This is a genomic window from Chitinimonas sp. (assembly GCF_036568685.1).
In the GTDB taxonomy this organism is placed as follows: domain Bacteria; phylum Pseudomonadota; class Gammaproteobacteria; order Burkholderiales; family Chitinimonadaceae; genus Chitinimonas.
The window spans coordinates 25,144-45,112 of sequence record NZ_DATCSC010000154.1; the positions used below are offsets into that span (position 1 = coordinate 25,144).

Below are 19,969 nucleotides of genomic sequence, written 5' to 3' on the forward strand. Positions count from 1 at the left end.
TTCGGCTCGTTCCATCATGTTGCTGTTCCGTTCCGCCCTGCTATTAGCCAAGCGTGACAAGCTTTTTGGCGGAAAGGACGCCTGGAAGTACCTGCTCCGCGGCCTCGCTACCTACCCCTGGTCGCGGCGCTGGGTAAATTATCTATATCAGCACGAACAGTGTTTACAGCTGTTACAACTGCAACCAAGGTTGCTATTCAAGCTGCAGCGCCCCTACCTGCGCAAGCAGGTCTGCATGAATCGCAAGCTGGACTGGCTGCGCGCCCACTACGGCTGGATGCTCGCCAACTGGCCCTGGGCTTTCGTACAGCGGCTCTACCAGCAGCGGCAGGCCGAGCTGGCTGTGCTGACCGGCGACAGCGGCGAGCATTATCGGCTGTTGCTGCAGCCAACAGAGCGCTGCGACAAGGAAGGTGACCTGCTCCTGCTGCTGGAGCACCGCGAGCAGCCACTGGCCTTCCTATCCTTCACCATCCACCGCGAGGGCGAGGGCTGGGTTGCCAACGTCGGCTGCCTGCAAGGCCCCTGCCCTAGCCTGGGTCGCGAAGCAGTCAAGGCCGCCACCCAGGACCTGCACGGCTTGCGCCCCAAGCAGGCGGTACTGACCGCACTTTGCGCGCTGACCACGGGCTACGGTATCGACCAGATCCACGCCGTCAGCAACGCCGGTCATATCTATCAGGCCAAAACGCGCCGCAGCAAGCGCATCTCGGCCGACTACGACAGCTTCTGGGCCGAGATGGGTGGCGTGCTGCAAGGTGAGAGCTTCCACCTGCCGCCCACCCTGCCGCGCAAATTGGTGGCCGACATCCCTTCCCGCAAGCGCGCCCAATACCGCCGCCGGCACGAAGTCGAAGACCGCATGATCGCCGCGCTGCGGGAGAACCTGCCGGGCTGCCAACCGGCCGGCGTGTTCCGCCACCAGGCGGCCGAGGCCAGCGAGCCCGCTCTGCAGACCATTCAACTGCCAGTGCCGCCCGTCACTGCGCCGGCAGCCGGGCTGGTCAGCCCCGAGCTGGCCGCGATATAACAGTCAAAGCGCACACTATCCCCTTCCAAGCTGTAGGCCGGCTTAAAGCCGGCCAATAGCGGCGCGTGCCGCGGTCGTTTGACCACCACCCGGCTGCTGGCCAGCGCCAGCGCTGGCGCCAGCAACGCATCGGCATCCTCGTCCGGCCCCACCACCTGCTGGAAGGCTTGCATCTCCTTCTTGGACAAGGCCGACTTGGTGCGCGTTTCAGGAAACATCGGGTCCAGATAGATCACCTCCGGTCGAGGCCCGTTCCAGCCTTGCATGGCAGCAACGGCGGGGCCGTGATGCAAACGCATACGCGCAGCGATCTCCGCCACCTCGGTTCCCTGCCGCGCCCGCGCCAGCCCATCCTCCAGCAATGCCGCAGCGACCGGCGAGCGCTCCAGCATATCGACCTCACAACCCAGGCTGGCCAACACAAAGGCGTCGCGCCCCAGGCCCGCCGTCGCATCCAGCACCCGCGGGGTCGCGCCGCCCTTCAGTCCGCAGGCCTTGGCCACGCCCTGGCCACGGCCACCACCATGCTTGCGTCGCCATTCGCTGGCACCACCCACCAGATCCACCCCCACCGGTCCCGGTGCCCCCTTGCCCAGCGTATGCAGCAGCAAGGCCTGGCCATCCAGCACCAGCGCGTGGCCGCTGGCCGGCAGTGCCTCCACGAGCGCAAAGCCGTAACGCGCGGCCAGCTCACGGGCCATTTCAAGACACGCCGCATCGGCGCAGTAAAGGGGGGGCAGCGGATTCACGTTGGGCCAGCTAAAGTAGTCGCAGAAAAAATCGAAGATCAAGGGAGGAACGGTGCGAATTGCGATTATCGCATTCGTCGCTGGCGTCGTCTGGCTGCAGCAGCAGGCAGCCTTGCCGCCGGCCGGTACATATGGCGTGGCCGCGGTATTGCTGGCCTTGGCAGCCTGGGGTGCAGGGCGCGCTTCGGCGGGTGCCCCATCCAGGTTGCTACTGCTGGCTTTGTGCGCCGTGCTGTTCGGTGCCGGCTATGCCGGCCTGCGGGCAGAGCTACGCCTGGCTGACCGGTTGGCGCCGGCACTGGAGCAGCGGCCACTGCAGGTGGTTGGTCACGTCGTCGGTCTGCCGCAGCAATCGGACTACGGTCCTCGCCTGCGCTTTGCGGTGGAGCAGGCACCGGCGGGCGTACCCAGCCTTTTGTTGCTCAGCGACTACAGCAAACCCACCACCGCCTGGGCTACCGGCCAGCGTTGGCAGTTACAGCTGCGACTCAAGCAACCCCATGGCAGCGCCAACCCCGGCGGCGGCGATTACGAAGCCTGGCTGCTGGGTGAGGGCATAGGCGCCACCGGCACCATTGCCAAGCCAGGGCGGCAACGGCTGGCCCGGGACGACTACAGCCCCGGTACCCTGCTGGACCGCGCCCGCGCTGTCCTGGCGCAGCATATCCGCAACCAACTGGCGGGCCAGCCTTATGCCGAGGTGATCGTAGCCCTGGTGGTGGGCGAGCAATCCGGTATCAGCCAAGCCCAATGGCAACTGTTTCGCAATACCGGCATCACCCACCTGGTTTCCATCTCCGGTCTGCATATCACCTTGGTAGCCAGCCTCCTGGCCGGGCTGGGCGGCTGGCTCTGGCGGCGCAGCCCGCGCCTGACGCTACGCCTGCCGGCCCGCCACGCGGCCCTGCTGCTGGGCGTGGCCGCCGCCTTTGGCTACAGCCTGCTGGCGGGTTTCTCGGTGCCGACCCAGCGGACCTGCTTCATGCTTGCGGTCGCAGCCGCCGCCCTGCTCAGCGGCCGGGCCTTGCCGGTCTCGCGCATCTGGCTGTTGGCACTCGGCTTGACCGTACTGCTCGACCCATGGGCGGTACTGGCTGCCGGCTTCTGGCTGTCCTACCTGACCGTGGGAGCCATGCTCTGGGCGCTGGCGGGCCAACGGGGCGAGGTCACCGGTTGGCAGGCCAAACTGCGGCAGTGGGGCGCCGTGCAATGGGCCGCCACACTCGGCTCCCTGCCCTTGCTCCTGATCCTGTTCCAGCAACTGCCATTGAGTTCACCCCTGGCCAACGCCATCGCCATTCCGCTGGTCAGCAGCGTTGCGACCCCGCTGGCACTGCTCGGCATGCTGGACCCGAGCGGCCTGCTGCTACTTTTGGCGCACAAGGTCCTGCAATGCACGCTCTGGCTGCTCACCCCACTGGCGGGCGACAAGCTGCTATGGAGTCAATCGGCACCCGCGGCCTGGGCCTTGCTGCCGGCCGCACTGGCGGTACTGGCCCTGCTGCTGCCAAGAGGCGCACCCGGCAAGTTGGCCGCGACGGTTTTGCTCCTGCCCTTGTTGCTACCCCGTTCCAGCGAACTTGCCGAGGGTGAATACCGCGCCACGGTCTATGACGTTGGGCAGGGATTGGCGGTATTGGTCGAAACGCGCGACCACAGCCTGCTGTTCGATACCGGCCCGCAAGGCGGGGGTGGCCGGCTGCTACCCGGCGCGCTGCGTGCCGCCGGCATACGCAGGCTCGATACCTTGCTGCTGAGCCACGACGACAACGACCATACCGGTGGCGCACCCGCCTTGCTGGCCAGCGTGCCGGTACGGCAAATACTTGGCGTACCGGCACCCGGCGTCCCCATCCCGGCAGCCATGCCTCTCCTACCGCGGCAGCCCTGTCTTAAAGGGCTGCAGTGGCAATGGGAAGGGGTACGCTTCGACATTCTGCACCCAAGCGGCAACGAACCCATGGACAGCGACGACAATGCCCGCAGCTGCGTACTGCGCGTCAGCGCCAGGGGCGGCAGTCTGCTAATCCCCGCCGATATCGGCAAAGCCCAGGAAGCCCAGCTTCTGGCGAGCGGCACGCCGCTAAGGACTGACATTCTGCTGTTGCCCCACCATGGCTCGGGTGGTTCGTCCTCGACGGCCTTTGTCGACGCCGTCTCGCCGCAGCTGGCCATAGCCAGTGCGGGCTACCTCAACCGCCACCACCACCCGCAAGCCGCCGTGGTGGACCGTTACCTTGCAGCAGGCAGCACGGTCTGGCGTAGCGACCGCGACGGCGCCATCCTGATCACGGTCAAGCAATCGGGCTGGCAGGCGCAGCGCTGGCGTGCATTACGCGCCCGCTACTGGTCCGGCACGCCTGCCGCTGCGATGCCCGGCATGACGAGTGCCAACCTGGCTCCCGTGCGCTGAATCCGGCCGCTACGCGCTGTTTGCCAGGGCGTAGGCCCGTCGTACCTGCCGCGGGCTCAAGCCGGTTGCAGACCGGCATTGCCGGTGCAAGGCGCTCTGGTCAAAAAAGCCCGCCTCCTGGGCAATGTCGGCAATGGGCCTGTCACTGGCGCAAAGGGCGTGCAGCGCATTTTCCAGGCGCGTACGGCGGACGAACTCACCGGTACTGGCCTGGAATACCCGCTTCATGCGCCGATCAAGCTGGGCGGCCGACAGGCCCGACACCTCGGTCAGCTCCTGCACGCAGATCTGGCGCTGGCAGTGTGCCTGCACATAGTCCACGGCGCGGGCAAAGCCCTCGTCGATCAAGCCTTCGCGGCTGGCCTCAGTCAGGTCCTTGGAGATGCAGACCAGGCCCAATACCTCCCCCTCCCGGTTGCACACCGGCTGCTTGTTGGAGAGGCACCAGCCAGTCTGGCCGTCGCTGTAGAGTGTCAGATCCAGGCTATCGACGATGGGCCGGCCGGCGCCGAACACCAGTTCATCCTGGCGCCGATAACGCTCGGCCATATGGTGCGGGAACAGATCATGCGCGGTCCGGCCCAGTGCCTCGCGCTGGTGGCGCAGGCGGCAACGCGGTACGCAGGCGCTACTCATGGCCAGGTAGCGACCCTGTCGATCTTTGACTGAAAACACCACGTCCGGCATGCGCTCGAACAGCGCCTCGGCGGACAGCACATCGCGCAAATCGCCGACCACATAGGGTCGGTAGTGGTTCAGGGCATGGGCCGCATGCATCGGTAGTCCTCCGGTGCACCTTTACCGGTGCACCCCAGTTTTTCTGTTCGGTGATAACTCGCTTTATAAAATATGACAAATGCATTAATCATTCAATGCGGATAAAACCGGGTGCCACGCTACATCCATAGCAAAAAGCCATCGGGCTTACCCGACGGCTTTGCGTGATACGGTGCGTATACCGCGTCAGTCGTAGCTGGCGTTGATGGTCACGCCGCTGAACGGTTGCTTGGCTTGCATCACCAGGTAGAGCCACTTGCCACTGGTCGGGCTGGCAATCTCGATGCGTTCGTCGTTGCCGGCGCGGGTCGATGCAGCATCGTAGCTGCTGGTCGTGGGGTAGCGATCCACGCCCAGGTAGAGGTCCACATCCCCACTACCGCCGGTGGTCCAGACCTTGAGGTTGCGCGCGCCGGCCGGCAGCATCAAATAGGCGTAGCTGCTGCCATTGCTGGCAAAGCCGCCGATCGAGCAACCCTTGCCCAGGTAGTAGGGGTGGTTGCAGGAAGGCAGGATGCCACCGCCTGGCATGGGCGGCTCGCCCGTGGTGCCGGCGGTCTGCGCCCAGCTCACAAACTCGCTGTCGTAACGGCTGCCGATCTGGGTCATGTAACGCTGGTAGGCCTCGTAATCACCCTTGCGGAACTGCGTCAGGATGGCGTCCACGTCGGCACGATGGCGTTCCATCATGAAACGGGTAGCCATATAGCCCCAGCGGTAGGCACGGTTGGTGTAGTCCGCCATGCTGTAGTTGTTGCCGAAGATCTGGCTCAGGCGGTAGGTGTTGCTGCGCGCAGCATCAATACCCGCCTGGTTGTTGTTCTTCAGCGAGAGATACTCGGCAATTCCCTCTATCCACCAGACGGTGGGCTTGGCCGTGGCGGCAGCAAAGTCGCCGTACATATCGAAGCGGCCGTCGAGGTAGTGCACGTACTCGTGCTCAAGGTTCCAGATCTTGAAGGTCGGGCGCAGCCAGGATGCCTCATGGGCCACGAAGCGCGCCTGGTTACCGGCTTGGGCCGGGTTGCCTTCCAGGTACATGCCGCCATTGTTGGTGTCGATGTCGTAGATCACCGAGGCGTACTTGCTGTAGTTGGTGTAATCATCGAACACCACCACCTCGAGCGCGGTGTTGCTGTCGTTGGCCACCGGCTTGCGCTGGGTCTGCAGCATGTCATGGACGTAGCCCTCCTCCTTCTGCAAGGCCGCGCAGCTATCTTGCAGCTGCTGCTGGGTCATGTCCTGGGCACGGATACGCAAGGTGCTGCTGCAGGTGTAGTTCACGGGCAGTACCCGCTCGGCCAGCTTCTGCTCGAAGTTGCAGGTGCCGTACTGGCTGCAGTTGGCGTTGTCGTAGTACTTCACCGCCTGCGCAGCAGCCAGCCAGAGTTCGCTGTCGTTGCCGGTCATGCTGGTGGTGGCAAGCAGGTTCTGGATCATGGGCTTCACCGTGGGCTTGAGCGCCGGGAAGGTAAAGAAGCGGAAAGCCTCGCGCGCCGCGTCGGTCAACTGGTAGCCGGCGGTGCCGCCCAACAGCGCGGTCTTGTTGCTGGTAACGAAATTGTTGAGCGCGGTGGCGTAGGAGGCATCGTTCTGCAGCAAGGCCTGGGCGTCGGGCCGGCCGTTGGCGTAGAAGAACACCGTCAGCACGCCGGTAAAACCATCGCTGGCCGAGCGCTCCAGCAGCGCCTGGGCGGCGGCCGGGTTGGCCGTGCTGTTGGTGTAGCGTTGCACCAAGCTGCGCATGCTGCCGAGGTGGTAGGCCTCATCATGCTGGTTGGTGATCAGCTTGAGTGTTTCGCTGGCGGTACTGGGCGCCACGGGATTGCTGCGGAACAGCTGTTGTCCGTCCACCAGTTGGCGGATCGCCGGGCGCAGGGTGTTACGTACGGTATCGCCCGGTGCGGCGGTCGTGCCGCCATCGGCCAGATAGTAGCCAGCACGCAGATAGATCAACAGGTTCACCAGGTTGCGGTTGTCGGCCCGGTAGCCTGCCGCCTCCTGCACAAAGCGGTTTGCTACCGCCGTCCAGTTGGCCGGGTTGTATATCTTCGTCGCCAGGGTCGCATCGAGCGAGAAGAGACCGTAGTGGCACTCGTAGTCCGGCAGGCTCACGAGGTAGTTGGCCAGCGCGTTACCGCTATAGCTGGCGAGCTTGTTCATGTCCTGGCAGTCGGCCGTGGTCAGTGCCGCCATGCGTGGCCGCTTGGCCTGATCGGTCAAAAGGTCGTAGCGAGGCTTGCGGCTGACAGCCAGGTTGTAAAGGCTTTGCTCGGCGCTGGGTGGCAAGCTCTGCCGCACCGAAGGCATGGGTAGTTGCGGCTTGGCGGGCTGTGCATCGGCCTGGACCGGTACCAGCGCGGTCGCACTGAGCAACAGCAGGGCATTCAGCCAGGGTTGGATCGTGGAGGATTTCATCTCTATTCCCTTGTCGTGTCGGTCATCGCCTGGGCACCTGCTTTGCAGCCCGGGCTTATCCCGACCACGCTGCGCAGATTGCCCGGCCTGTGGGGGCATTGCGGTGCCGACTATGCACTTGGGAAGACAGAGGATTCTTGTGCGCAGACTGCGCGGTAACGACAGAATTTGCCAAATCAGTGTTGGCTGATATCCGCTACCGATAACTGCCTTGGAAAGCAAAACCTTGCAGCAGCTCAGCCCTGCCGCGTTTCGATGATCAGCTCCATGACCGAGCAGTCAAAGAGATTTAGCAAGGCATTCACCACCGCCAGGTTGAGCTTCTCGGACTGGTTGTCCACGATACGGGCGAACTGCGAATAGGAGATATCGGCGCCACTCTTGAGTACGTCCAGATAGAGCGAACGCACGTTGCGGTAACCGCGCTGCGCCATCAGCACGCGTACGTTCAAGGCGAGATGGCGCTTGCCCAGGGCAAGGCCGACACCGCTTGCTGCGGCGCCGGGTATGACAGTTTCAGACATGGGTCGTCCCTCACTACGACAACCATCATTGTACTGCAGCCCGGCAAATGACGCGAAAAGTCGCGCTAATAGAAAAATATTCGCATCTGATGCAATTTTTTTGCATTGTGGGCTTGCACTTCGTAAAAACGTCGTGCAATACTGCATCCCATCGAGACCCCACCGTGGGTCACCAACACAGCTGGAGCCGTAACCGTGAATACCACCCTGATCAACCGCTTTGCCGCAGCACGACGCACCGCGTCGAACGCTGTTGCCACGTCCGGCCTTCGTGCCGCACGTGTCGGGTTGGTCTCGGCCCACGGTTCGGACCAGCAGGCCGCCCTGTTTAGCGCCGCCTCGTGTGCCGGTCTGGCCCAGAGCCAGATTGCACCACAGGCCTACCAGGACCATGCCTATCTGGTCGAGCAACACAGTTTGTACAAGCATCCGGGGGTAACCCCACAGGTCGCAGGAGGTTACCTCTAGCGACAGATCGATAAAGTTCGATCGGCCTAAAGCCCGGATGCTCCCAAAAGGACTCCGGGCTTTTTTGTTTTTCTGCCGCGGAGTCAGCAGTAGAGCCCTCGCAAGAGGCCAGCCCCCGGTTCCGACCGGGCCAGGGCTGCAACGATCTTTAAGAAAAAGAAGAGGTTTCGATTTGTATGGCCGGGCCGGTGCTGCACCTCACTGCAGCGGCAGCCCGGTAATACAGATTGGGTGGATGTCGCTCAGTGGCAGAGCAGGCCGTAAGGCCGACGCCGGTTCGATTCCGGCCATCCGCCCATTTCCAACAGCCCCTTGGCGACAGGGTGCTGCTGGAAGTGCGTCAATGCACCCATCGTTCAGGGAAGCTCTGCACAAAGTCAGAAGGCTTTTGTTAGCGGCGCCAGGGCCGGATGGCCCGGTAGCTGACTGCAATCAGCCCGCTCAGCGCATGTTGTTCGATTCAACCGCGCCCCACCAGTCATGCAGGGATAGCTCAGTCGGTAGAGCGCCGCGTTGAAGGCGCGGGCGTCGCTGGTTCAAACCCAGCTCCTTGCACCATTCAATATCCGCCAAACCCGCCCACAAAGCGCTTTGTGGGTGGTTTTATCAGTGCGCATCGGGTTGGCTGTAGCTCAATGGTGGAGCCCCGGAATGTGGATCCGGTGGATATCGGTTCGAGTCCGATCAGCCAACCCCATGCGCATTACCCATCGTTCCATCCAGACTAAGGAGGCGTTATGAACACCGCACGCAAGTCACCGCTCAGCCTCGATCGGTTTGAGCCCGTCATGCCACTGGCCAAGGCCAAGGTGAAGGAGTTGCTGGCACGCAATGCGAGACTCGCGAGCGTCTCGCGCGACCAGGTGCAACTGGTGCGCGAAGGACAACTGGCCACCATCGATGTGATGGGCCGTGTTTCCTGGCGCGCCCTGTCCTGAACTCATCCATCCCGCCGGTATCGCCTAGGTCGCGACACCGGCCAAACTCAACCGTTGGGGCGTAGCTCAGTGGGTAGAGCACCGGGTTTTGATCCCGGTGGTCGCAGGTTCGAACCCTGCCGCCCTTGCCCATCTGCACGCTGGCTTATGCCCGTGTGCAAACCGATACCCCGGCAACCCGCTCAAGGGGGCCAGCCCGGCCGGTATCACCATGCACTCGACAAGATAAGCGTCGAGGTCGTCGGTCAGTCTGCCGACGGACAGCCTGCCATGCACCGTGCACGATAGTTACGGGTGGGGCAGACCTGGGCAAGCAGGACTTCGCCCCGGTTCGCCGGGGCACCCTATACCTGGTCTCGCCGCTTGCGGCGCGACCAAGCGCGACCGTGCCCACGTTGCGTGCCATGGCGCCCTGCCATGGCTTCTTCCCGAACAGCATGGCTTGGGCGGCCAGCAAAAGGGCGATCTTACGTGCCCTGTCACCGTAGGTGGCAGGGCTAGACGGGGCAGATCGGCACATCGGCAGGCGGGGGCTGATGGCATTCCCGCGTCGCGACGCGCGATGGCAGAGAGGCAATGCAGCGGTCTGCAAAACCGCCATCCCCTGGTTCGAATCCAGGTCGCGCGTCCATTTCTCCCCCGGCCACCTCAGAGCCTGCTCGAATACCTCTTCCCATCACTCACCATTCATCCATCAAACCAAACAAAGAAAGGCTTAGCAGCTAAGGTGTAGTCATGTCATCCAAACAGGTGCTCACACTGGATATCTCGGGGCGTCCCTACGCATGGCTGGACCCCCATGAAGCCGTTACCCATTACGCCAAGGGCCGCGTGGCCTGGGAGTTGGGTGAGCGGCTCACGACCTTCCACGGTGGGCACAACCATCGCGGCCTGCGTTCGCGGATCGACGTCGCCCCCATCATCGCCATCGCCGGCAGCCATGTGATGGCTTCGCAGGTATGGGCGCCGCTGGCCCTGAGCGACCGTGACAATACCCTGCTGTTCCGACGTGATCGGTCGACCTGCGGCTATTGCGGCCAGCAGTTCCCGCACCGCCTGCTCACCCGCGACCATATCCTGGCACGCAGTCGCGGCGGGCAGGATACCTGGACCAATTGCGTAACGGCCTGCCGTGAGTGCAACCACGCCAAGGGTGCCAAGCTGGTCGAAGACTTCCGGCCGCTGATCTTCGTGCCCTATGTGCCCTGCCGCTATGAGCACTTCCTGCTCAGTGGCAGGAACATCCTGGCCGACCAGCACGACTATCTGGCCGCCAAGCTGCCGCGGCACAGCCGCTCACGCGAGCATTGAGCGCGGGGCGGGCCTACGCGGCCGGTGGTCGCCACATTCGCCTTGTTTTCTCTCCTTGTCGCACCCATCTGCCCGGGCAAGGAGAGAAACATGCGCAAGGCCACCCCCAAGAAGCGTGAACCCCTGGTACGCGACACTCGCGACTATTACGTCACCCAGCCGGTGGAGGACCCACTGGCCAGCCAGAAAGAGAAGCTGCAGCAGGGTTTGACGGTGAACGGCGTACGCTACACGCTGACGCCACTGAAGAAAGACTAGTTCGCCGCGCCGGGGTTGTCGGTCGCCCGGCTGGCCAGCCGTACGGTGGCCACCACCACGTTGCCACTACCCTGGTACTCCAGCGATTCAAAGCTCATGGCCCGGGCCATGGAGATGCCGCGGCCATTGGGGTCATAGGCACGCTCCGGGTCGAAGTCCAGATAGCGGGCCCAGTCAAAGCCTTCGCCTTCGTCACGGATTTCCACCAGCAGCCGGTCACCCTCGCGCCGGGCACCCACATCCACCCGCTTATGCATATGCGGGTCAGTGCGTTGCAGCGCTTCAATCTCCTCGCGCCAGCGGCCGCTCTGCATCATCTGCTTTTTTTCCTCGTAACCCACCCCGAGGTTGCCGTGTTCGATCGCATTGACGATCAGCTCGGTCAGCCCCAGCACCACTTTTTCCGGCGTCGGCGTGAGCTTGCCCAAGAGGGCAGCAACCCGCTGTGCATCATCCAGCGTAGCCAGCTTGAAATGCGCCTCATTGAGCAGTGCCAGGCCTTCCAGCGGTTGCGCCGCAACCGCCTTGACCGAGCGACGGGCGCGATGCTGCGCCACCGCTGCGGCCACGATAGCCAGCAGAATGTCACGTTCGAAGGGCTTGGTGAGGTAGTAGTAGGCGCCCGCTTCCATGCCCTGCCGCACTGCCTCGGGCGAGCCCACGGCCGTCTGCATGATCACCGGCAAGCCAGCCAGCTTGGAGTTGGCCTGCATGCGCTTGAGCACTTCCATGCCATTGAGGCCGGGCATCATGCGATCCAGCAGCACGGCATCGAAACGCTCGTGGGCACGGGTCAGCCAATCCCAGGCCTCCTCGCCATCCTGCGCCAACTCAACGGCATAGCCGGCCTCGGTCAGGTGCTCGGCCAGTATCTCCAGATTGAACGGCTCATCATCGACCAATAACAGGGTGGATTGTGGCTTGACGCTGTTGGACATGCTTCCCTCCTCCGCGCCGGCCGCCATACGGCCAGCTATTTTTACTGTCATTCCGGCCATCATTGTAGGCATATTGTCGCTAGACATACCGCAGCAAACACGCGCTGACCCAGATTTAAACTCGCACCAAGCGTAGCAAGCTTCCCCACCCGGCGAGTGGGCGGAGGGGCAGAGTTCAAACAGGCCGGCACCGCAGCTTCAGACTGCGCAAAGAGCAAGCGGCCGGGCTCCCCGGGGCCTGATTTGAACGCATTCGTCACACTATGCAATGCGCGTCGGAACAGGTGCTTAAGGCTGTACCGTCTCCTGCATCGCCCGCAGGCTGAGCACGAAACGGGCACCGCCTCGAGGCCGGTTCTCGGCACGGATGGCACCATCGTGCGCCTCGACTATCTCGCGCGAGATCGCCAAGCCCAGACCGGTGCCGCCAGCCCCGGTCTTGGTCTTGGAGCTCTGGATAAACTTGTCGAAGATCACCGCCAGCTCCTCGGCCGGAATGCCCACGCCTTCGTCGTCCACCGCCAGCATGACCTGGCCCTCTTCCTGCCACGCCAGGAGCGAGACGGTCCCCCCCGATGGGCTGAACTTGATGCCGTTGGAGAGCAGGTTGCGCAGTACCTGGATCAGCCTGAGCGCGTCGCCACGCACCCGCGGCAGGTCCTCGTCGACCGAGCTGGTCAGCATCACACCCCGCTCACGCGCCAGCGGCAGGAACTCGTCCGCCACCTCGGCGATGATGGGGCGCAGATCCAGCGCCTGCATCTGATAGCTCATCTTGCCGGCTTCGAGCTTGGAGAGGTCGAGCAGGTCGTTGAGGATATGCAAGAGGCGCTGACCACTCTGGCGGATACGGGCAAAGTAGTGCTGCAGTTTCTCGGCTGCGATCTCCTCCGCCCGCCGTTCGCCCAGCTCGGCAAAGCTCAGCACGGCATGCATGGGCGTGCGCAATTCGTGCGACATATTGGCCAGGAATTCCGACTTGGCGCGGTTGCCTGTCTCCGCCAGTTCCTTGGCCTTGAACAGGGCATCCTCGGCCGCACGGCGCTCGCCAATATCCTGGAATACCCAGATCGAGCCACTCAGCGGGTCCGCCGGGTCGATCGCCTTGCCAAAGGCCTCGCACAGCAGCAAGCGGCCATCGCCGGTACGGAAGCGCAACTCCAGGCGTACCACCTGCCCCCCTACCATGACCAGGTAGGCCTCCTGTGGCAGGCGGGCATAGACGGCCGGGTCGGCGAACATGCGCTCGGTGGTCTGACCGATCAGCTCGGCGCGCGGGTACTGGAACAGCACTTCGAAGGCTGCATTGACCTCGACGATCTGCCGGTTGGAAAGAAACAAGGCCGGCAACGGGCTGGCTGCAAACAGGGCCTGCAACTCAGCCGTGCGTTCGCGCACCAATTCGGCCAGGTGGTCGCGGTGACGGATCAGCTCGGCCTCGATCAGCTTGCGAGCGGTGATATCGCGCAGCATGACCAGGCATTCGCCATCACTGGCCGGGGTGATGCGCGCCTCGAACAGATGCTCGCCGTCCGCAAGCGGCAGACTGTACTCAAAGGCGCGCACCCGCGCCGGCCAGCCCTCGGAGAGCGCTGCGTCAAGCTTGAGCCCGAACTCGCCAGGTAGCCGCCTATGGTGGTGGCCCACCACATCGCGGGCCAGGCCGAACTCTGCGGCACCAGCCCTGCCGCGGCAGTCCACCACCGTGCCGCTGGCGTCGAGCTGCAGCATCAGGTCAGGAATGGCCTCAAGTATGGCGACGTTGCGGATTTCCGCCCGCAGCATGGCCTGCTCGGCCGCTTTGCGCTCGCTGATGTCGAGCAGCGAACCGGCCAGGCCTGGCTGATTGTTGAAGAGGATGGGCTTGGCCGTGATCAGGGCATAGAACAGGCCACCGTCAGGCCGCTGCATCAATACCTCGGTCGCCTTGCCGCCAGAACGTTCCGGGTCCAGCGCCACCGCCAGCGCCTCGCGCCAGGAGCTGGCCACCAGCTCATGCAGGCTGCCACGCGCCATCAGCTCGGTCGGCGTACAGCCAAAGTAGTCGGCAAAGGCCGGATTGACGTAACGCAGCTGGTCGCCTTCGAGCACATAGATACCCACGTGCGCTGCATCGAGGATAGCGCGGTGCTTGTATTCGCTTTCGAACAACATGCGCTCGGCCCGCTTGCGGTCGCTGACGTCGCGGATCACGCCCACGAAATAGCGTGTGTCGTCCAAGGTAAAGGGGCTGAGCGAGAGTTCGATCGGGATGGTGGAGCCATCCTTCTTGCTGGCCAACAGCTCGTAGTTGCAGCTGGTCGCGGCCGCCCAGTCCACACGGACGGGCTGGCGGCTGCTATCGAGCTGTGGGATCAACACCTTGACACCCAGGCCGCGGACCTCGTCGGCGCTGTAGGCAAACAGCCGCTCGGCAGCCAGGTTGAAGTGCTCGATCCGTCCCAGACCATCCACCAGGACGATGGCCTCGCTCGTGGTATCCAGGATGGTCTTGAGCCGTGTGCCATCGCGCTGGGCCAGGCTGGCGGCCGCCTGTGCGGCCTCCAGCTCACGTGCGAGGCGTACCTGCTCTTCGGTATTCTCGGGCCGCTTCAGCCAGAACAGGGCATGACCGCGCCAGGACAGCACCGCCAGCAGCAAAGACAAGGTAGCGCCCAGCAACCAGTATTGCAGCCGCCCAGACTCGCCGGCAGCCGCCAGGGCGCGGTCACTCAGCCGAGCCTCCAGCATCCAGTGGCGTCCGCCGATCTGTAGCTCACGTTTGGCCAGTACCGTCAGCGGCAAAGAAGCATTGTCGAGCCCGATAGGGTAGAGCGGCTCGGCGCGGCCCTTGTCGGTCACATCGAACCAGACATCTTCGATCGCCTCGTCGTAGGGCAGGCTGCGGGCCAGACCCTGCGGGCTGATCGCCAGCGCCAGGAGACGCGCCGGGCCGCTCTGCCCGCCCTGCCAGCCCAGGAGCAGCGAGGCGAGTTGGCCATCCTGTTCCCGGTAGGGTGCAGAGAGCCGTAGCGCCTGCGGTCCCAGGTCCTGCAGCAGGGGGCCAACCAGGCTGTCCGCCGCAATATCCAGGCCCACGCTGTAGCGGGCTCGTACCGATTGTGGCCCATAGACCAGTGGCAAATAACGCGGCCGGACCGGTGAGCGGACCAACTGGCCGGTAGCATTGCGAAAACGCAGGCCGAAGTCCGGATAGCGCTGCCGCCATTCGCTCTCGAAGCTCATCCGCTGGGCATCGTCCACCGCCTCGGCCACCAACACGCTGGTTACGCCCGGTTGGCGCTGCAGCGCCTGCAGCAGCTGGCGTATCTCCTGCGGACGAGGCGTCGCCTCGCCACGCAGCACCGTACGGACAAGGTCCAGGTTCAGCGATTGCTGGATCACCGCCACAGCACTCACCAGCCTGTGGCTGGCCTGCCGAGACAGCTGGGCCACCGTCTCCGCCTGCAGCTGACGAGCGCGCCAGGCATCGAGACCGGCGGTCAGCGCAAGACCGGAAAGGAATACGGCGACAGCCGTCAGCCGCCGCTTCATGCCGGCTCGCAATCGGGCTGTCTAGCCAGCCTGCAATTCTTGATAGAGGGCCAGGAATTCCTGGCTGAGTTTGTGGCGCGCATCGAGATGTATCATAGGCAGTCCGCGCTCGTGCGATTCGCGTATCTTCACCGAGCTCGACAACATGCTGTCCAGCACCGGCAATCCCTCCTCCTTGAGCTCGCTCACCATACGCTGTGGCAGGCTGGCCCTGGGTTGGAACTGGTTGACGATAATGCCTTCGATCTCCAGGTTGTCGTTATGGTCGGCCTTGATCTCGGCCACGTTGATCATCAACGTATAGAGTGCCTGCCGCGAGAAGTCATCGCAATCGAAAGGGATCAGACAGCTGTCTGCCGCGATAAGTGCCGACTGGGTGAAGAAGTTGTAAGCCGGTGGCGTGTCGAGAATGATCTCGTCGTAGGCCTTGCTCAGCTCATTGAGCGTGTCGCGCAATTTGTAGATCTTGTGCCTCGCCTCGAGCTTGGACTGCAGCTCGCCGATCTCCGGGTGCGAAGGGATCAGGCTCAGGTTGTCGAAACGGCTGCCGTGTACAAAGGCCTCCGCCGACTTGGAGAAGAGGCTGAAGTTGAGTGCCTGCTCGAAGTACTCGGCCAAAGTGGGTTCGGCCGTCTTGGCGTCCTCGCCCAAGAGGTAGCGGCTGGCGTTGCACTGCGGGTCCATATCGATCAAGAGCGTACGCCGGCCCAGATGGGCCGCGATCGCTGCGAGATTCACCGCGATGGTCGATTTGCCGACCCCGCCCTTCTGATTGAAGATGACCCGCTTCATGCTGCCCCCGCCTCGAAGTGATTGAGTTTGCAGGAATTCTAGATCATGCCGCATTGCAACACAGCTACACCGGCAACCGCTGTCGCAGGGCCGTCTCAGGCTGTGGTTTTTGCACCAGCGGTCCGGTGGTCTACAGCGGAGGCAGCGTCCGGACCACTTCGCAGAAAAAGGCCTTGTCACTGGGCGGCAGCCCCTGCTGCTCGCTGGCTAGCTGGGCGAGCGACTGCCGCGCCAAGGCCGTCTCGCCGGCGTGCAGCGCATACCAGGCGTGCTCCAGATAGAGCCCGCAGCGCTGTAACAGGCTAAAGCGGGCACGCCCCTCGCGTTGCGCCAGGATCAACTCGCCCGCGAGGGCCAACCAGCTCGCTGGCAGCAGGGAACTGCAATCCACACCCCCCCAGCTACCGGCTTGAGCCCGCACTTCGCCCGGCTCCACAGGCTGGTAACGGCGGAAGACAGCCAGGCTGGGCGTCGGGTCGCGCGGACAATCTCCACGGGCAATGCGCATCAGGTAGATGGCATTCCAGGCAGACAAGCCACCGCTGCCGGCACAGCGGCATAGCCACTCGCTGAACAAGAGCCAGCGCAGCGCCTCCGGTCCGGCAGTGCGCCGCTCGCCGGTAAGCCCTTCACCGGCAAACAACCAGATGGCCATGCCGGTGTTGGCTGCCACTTGCTGCGCTGCATCGAAGGAGCCGAATTCAAACGCGGCCTCCAGGGCACGGTGAAAGTGCGCCAGCGCCGCCTCCGCCCATTGTCGGCGCAAAGCCTGGTCCGGCCCATTGCCAGCCAAGGCACGGGCGCGGGCGATCAAGGCCGAGAGGTTGTACCACTCGAAGCGGATGCGCGGATGGTGGCGGACTACCGAGGCGCGTGGCTCGGCGCTACGCATACCGGTCAGGATAGCCTCGGCCTGGCCCGCTTCGCGCTGTCCCCAGGCCACCCAGGCAGACAGGATCTGTTCCATCGCATCCAGATAACCGCTCTCGTCGCTGTCGGCCTCCTTCAAGGCTCGCCTTAGCGCACTCAGGGTCTGGCGGGCCGAACTCAGGTCATCCAGCCGACGCCACACGCTGGCCTCCCCGAGCGCACTCAAAGCCTGCTGCAGGCCATCATTGGCAAGCTCCGACGCCGCCTTGAAACCCGCCAGCGCACCTAGCTGGCTGCTGCCGCCTGCGGTATCGAGCATGGCCAGCAGACGTCCCTGGCGCAGGTCCTGCTGCGCCCCTGCCAGCGCCAGCCAGAAGGCGATACCTTGCCCGCCAGCAGTACGCTTGACCTCGTCGGCCCGGGCCTGGCCCAGAAAGTCCGCCACCTCACCCAATTGCGCCGGCCGCCCCTCCACCAGCAAGGCTATGCGAGCCGCCTCCCCAGCCGGCAACCAGAATGGCCCTTGGCTGCGGCCATCCGGGTTGAGAAAACGCGGGTCGCGCCCCGGATCGTCACCCCAGCCCACCCGTACGCCCCAGCGGGCGAAGTCCTTGTAGGCTCGGCTGATCAACATGCGCAGATTGCGGGTATCGGGGAACTGCTGGCGCAGCTCCGCCAGCCGTACCAACTCCATACCCACTCCTTGCGCCTGGGCTTGTACCAGGCGGACCAGCAGCCACAGCGACTGATAGGCAGCCCGGCAGCCGGCGACGGTCTGGGGGGAGGCAAGTTCGATGGCGAGCGGCTGGGACATGGCTTAGGCATTGGGTTGTAGGCGATCCATTGTGCCGCCTTTCATGGCGCACCCCGGAAAAATGTTACAGACGTTACACCCATGTATCGGGGGCGACCACGCACCGCAAAACCTCAAACAGGCGGACTTGAAACTCGTCCACACGCCCCCATCTGCTGGCTCGACCCCCTAGAAACCCTGCTAGCAACAAGGTGATAGCCATGAGCAAGCAAACCCTCGGCTTCCAGGCCGAGACCAAGCAACTTCTGCAACTGATGATCCACTCCTTGTATTCCAACAAGGAGATCTTTCTGCGCGAACTGGTATCAAACGCCAGCGACGCCTGCGACAAACTCAAGTTCGAAGCGCTCAACAACGACGCGCTGTACGCCGGCGACGGCGAGCTGCATATCGATATCGCCTTCGACCCGACCGCCCGTACCCTGACCCTGCGCGACAACGGCATCGGTATGAGCCGCGATGAGGTGATCGCCAATATCGGCACCATCGCTCGTTCCGGCACCAAGGCCTTCTTCGAGCAACTGAGCGGCGACGCCAAGGCCGATGCCAACCTGATCGGCCAATTCGGTGTGGGCTTCTACTCCGCCTTTATCGTCGCCGACCGTGTCACCCTGACTACCCGCCGTGCCGGCGAAAGCACCGCCACCCGCTGGGAGAGCGAGGGCGCCGGCGAATACACGCTGGAAGACGTGGAGAAGGAAGGCCGCGGCACCGAGATCGTGCTGCACCTCAAGGAAGGCGAGGATGAATTCCTCGACGACTGGCGCCTCAAATCCATCGTCAAGAAGTACTCCGACCACATCACCCTGCCCATCCGCATGAAGAAGGGCAACAGCTACGGCGAAAACGGCGAAGTCATCGTCTCGGACGAGCTGGAGACGGTCAACAAGGCTTCCGCCCTGTGGGCACGCAGCAAGAACGACATCAGCGAAGACGAGTACAAGGCCTTCTACAAGCATGTCTCGCACGACTGGGAAGAGCCGCTGGCCTGGAGCCACGCCCGCGTGGAAGGCCGCCAGGAATACACCGAGCTGCTCTACGTACCCAAGCGTGCGCCCTTCGACCTCTACGAGCGCGAGCGCCGCCACGGGGTGAAGCTGTTCGTGCGCCGCGTCTTTATCCTGGAAGACTCGGAAAAACTGCTGCCGCAATACCTGCGCTTTGTGCGCGGGGTGATCGACAGCAACGACCTGCCGCTCAATGTCTCGCGCGAGATCCTGCAGCACAGCAAGGATATCGAGGCCATCAAGGCCGGCTGCGTCAAGAAGGTGCTGGGCCTGCTCGAAGACATCGCCGCCAACCGCGTCGAGGACTACGCCGGTTTCTGGAAGGAATTCGGCAAGGTGCTCAAGGAAGGCGTGGGAGAGGACCATGCCAACCGCGAACGCATCGCCGGCCTGCTGCGCTTTGCCACCACCGCGACCGACAGCGCCGAGCAGACCGTTTCGCTGCAGGACTACATCGGCCGCATGAAGGAAGGCCAGGACAAGATCTACTACGTCACCGCCGATAGCCATGCCGCCGCCCAGCACAGCCCGCACCTGGAGATCTTCCGCAAGAAGGGTATCGAGGTCTTGCTGCTGTCCGATCGCGTGGATGAATGGTTTGTCTCCTCACTGAACGAGTTCGAAGGCAAGACCCTGGCCTCCGTCGCCAAGGGCGGCCTGGACCTGGGTGCGCTGGAAGACGAGGCCGAGAAACAGCAGCAAGAGAGCAAGGCAGCCGACTTCAAGGATCTGGTCGAGCAGGTGCAGACTGCCCTGGGCGACAAGGTCAAGGAAGTACGCGTCACCCATCGCCTGACCGACAGCCCCGCTTGCCTGGTGGCCGACGAGCACGCCATGAGCGGCAATATGGAGCGGCTCCTGAAGTCGGTGGGCCAGAACATCCAGGGCAGCAAGCCCATCTTGGAGATCAACCCCGACCATATGTTGGTCGGCAAGCTGCGCGCCGAGCTGGGTGGCGAACGCTTCGGCGACTGGTCGCACATCCTGTTCGACCAGGCCCTGCTGGCCGAGGGCGGCCAGCTCGATGACCCGGCCGGCTTCGTACGCCGCCTCAACGGCCTGATGTTGGCGTTGTCGGCCTAAGCCCGACCTGCTTCGCGCCGATAACAAAGCCCGCCCCCACCAGGG

At 63.7% G+C, this 19,969-nt stretch carries 15 protein-coding genes and 5 tRNA genes; 12 read left to right on the forward strand and 8 right to left on the reverse strand.

What is annotated here, in order from left to right; genetic code table 11:
- Positions 1-16 precede the first annotated feature (16 nt).
- Entirely contained in the window at positions 17-1,030 is a 1,014-nt protein-coding gene (locus VIM95_RS22650; RefSeq protein ID WP_331990301.1) for a VirK/YbjX family protein, read from the forward strand.
- On the opposite strand, the gene VIM95_RS22655 is transcribed toward VIM95_RS22650, so the two are convergent.
- Entirely contained in the window at positions 961-1,731 is a 771-nt protein-coding gene (locus VIM95_RS22655; RefSeq protein WP_331990303.1) for a class I SAM-dependent methyltransferase, read from the reverse strand. The genes VIM95_RS22650 and VIM95_RS22655 overlap by 70 nt on opposite strands.
- Positions 1,732-1,831: 100 nt before the next feature.
- On the opposite strand from VIM95_RS22655, the gene VIM95_RS22660 reads away from it, so the two are divergent.
- On the forward strand, positions 1,832-4,192 hold the full coding sequence (locus tag VIM95_RS22660) for a DNA internalization-related competence protein ComEC/Rec2 (RefSeq protein WP_331990305.1): 2,361 nt from the start codon (positions 1,832-1,834) through the stop codon (positions 4,190-4,192).
- A 9-nt stretch (positions 4,193-4,201) separates the two neighbouring features.
- Here VIM95_RS22660 and VIM95_RS22665 read toward each other — a convergent pair whose 3' ends face one another.
- The 3 genes from VIM95_RS22665 to VIM95_RS22675 all read right to left on the reverse strand — a co-directional run bounded on the left by VIM95_RS22665 (position 4,202) and on the right by VIM95_RS22675 (position 7,911).
- Positions 4,202-4,969, reverse strand: a complete 768-nt coding sequence (locus tag VIM95_RS22665) for an AraC family transcriptional regulator (protein WP_331990307.1) — start codon at positions 4,967-4,969, stop codon at positions 4,202-4,204.
- A gap of 186 nt (positions 4,970-5,155) precedes the next feature.
- Positions 5,156-7,387 (reverse strand): M9 family metallopeptidase, encoded by a 2,232-nt coding sequence (locus VIM95_RS22670; protein WP_331990309.1) that lies wholly within the window; start codon positions 7,385-7,387, stop codon positions 5,156-5,158.
- Positions 7,388-7,623: 236 nt separating this feature from the next.
- On the reverse strand, positions 7,624-7,911 hold the full coding sequence (locus VIM95_RS22675) for a helix-turn-helix transcriptional regulator (RefSeq protein WP_331990311.1): 288 nt from the start codon (positions 7,909-7,911) through the stop codon (positions 7,624-7,626).
- A gap of 195 nt (positions 7,912-8,106) precedes the next feature.
- Here VIM95_RS22675 and VIM95_RS22680 point away from each other — a divergent pair, with 195 nt between their 5' ends.
- From VIM95_RS22680 to VIM95_RS22720, 9 genes are all read left to right on the forward strand, one after another.
- A complete protein-coding gene (locus VIM95_RS22680) occupies positions 8,107-8,379 on the forward strand; it encodes a hypothetical protein (protein ID WP_331990313.1) in 273 nt (90 codons plus the stop codon).
- Between the two features lie 231 nt (positions 8,380-8,610).
- Positions 8,611-8,675: transfer RNA gene (locus tag VIM95_RS22685), tRNA-OTHER, on the forward strand.
- Between the two features lie 186 nt (positions 8,676-8,861).
- Positions 8,862-8,937: transfer RNA gene (locus VIM95_RS22690), tRNA-Phe, on the forward strand.
- 63 nt (positions 8,938-9,000) lie between these two features.
- Positions 9,001-9,072: transfer RNA gene (locus VIM95_RS22695), tRNA-His, on the forward strand.
- A 44-nt stretch (positions 9,073-9,116) separates the two neighbouring features.
- Positions 9,117-9,317 carry a hypothetical protein gene (locus VIM95_RS22700; protein ID WP_331990315.1) on the forward strand — a complete coding sequence of 67 codons (201 nt, stop codon included), beginning with the start codon at positions 9,117-9,119 and terminating at the stop codon, positions 9,315-9,317.
- Between the two features lie 55 nt (positions 9,318-9,372).
- A tRNA-Gln gene (locus VIM95_RS22705) sits at positions 9,373-9,449 on the forward strand.
- Between the two features lie 424 nt (positions 9,450-9,873).
- Positions 9,874-9,948, forward strand: a tRNA-Cys gene (locus tag VIM95_RS22710).
- Positions 9,949-10,052: 104 nt separating this feature from the next.
- A complete protein-coding gene (locus VIM95_RS22715) occupies positions 10,053-10,628 on the forward strand; it encodes an HNH endonuclease (protein ID WP_331990317.1) in 576 nt (191 codons plus the stop codon).
- A gap of 90 nt (positions 10,629-10,718) precedes the next feature.
- Complete coding sequence (locus VIM95_RS22720) at positions 10,719-10,886, forward strand: hypothetical protein (protein WP_331990319.1); 168 nt, start codon at positions 10,719-10,721, stop codon at positions 10,884-10,886.
- On the opposite strand, the gene VIM95_RS22725 is transcribed toward VIM95_RS22720, so the two are convergent.
- The 4 genes from VIM95_RS22725 to VIM95_RS22740 all read right to left on the reverse strand — a co-directional run bounded on the left by VIM95_RS22725 (position 10,883) and on the right by VIM95_RS22740 (position 17,834).
- Complete coding sequence (locus tag VIM95_RS22725) at positions 10,883-11,824, reverse strand: response regulator (protein WP_331990321.1); 942 nt, start codon at positions 11,822-11,824, stop codon at positions 10,883-10,885. The two genes, VIM95_RS22720 and VIM95_RS22725, sit on opposite strands and share 4 nt — an antisense overlap.
- Positions 11,825-12,112: 288 nt before the next feature.
- A complete protein-coding gene (locus tag VIM95_RS22730; RefSeq protein WP_331990323.1) occupies positions 12,113-15,358 on the reverse strand; it encodes a PAS domain S-box protein in 3,246 nt (1,081 codons plus the stop codon).
- Between the two features lie 21 nt (positions 15,359-15,379).
- On the reverse strand, positions 15,380-16,150 hold the full coding sequence (locus VIM95_RS22735; RefSeq protein ID WP_331990325.1) for a ParA family protein: 771 nt from the start codon (positions 16,148-16,150) through the stop codon (positions 15,380-15,382).
- Positions 16,151-16,280: 130 nt separating this feature from the next.
- Positions 16,281-17,834 (reverse strand): hypothetical protein, encoded by a 1,554-nt coding sequence (locus VIM95_RS22740; protein WP_331990327.1) that lies wholly within the window; start codon positions 17,832-17,834, stop codon positions 16,281-16,283.
- 200 nt (positions 17,835-18,034) lie between these two features.
- Here VIM95_RS22740 and htpG point away from each other — a divergent pair, with 200 nt between their 5' ends.
- Positions 18,035-19,924 carry a molecular chaperone HtpG gene (gene htpG / locus VIM95_RS22745; protein ID WP_331990329.1) on the forward strand — a complete coding sequence of 630 codons (1,890 nt, stop codon included), beginning with the start codon at positions 18,035-18,037 and terminating at the stop codon, positions 19,922-19,924.
- Positions 19,925-19,969: the final 45 nt, after the last annotated feature.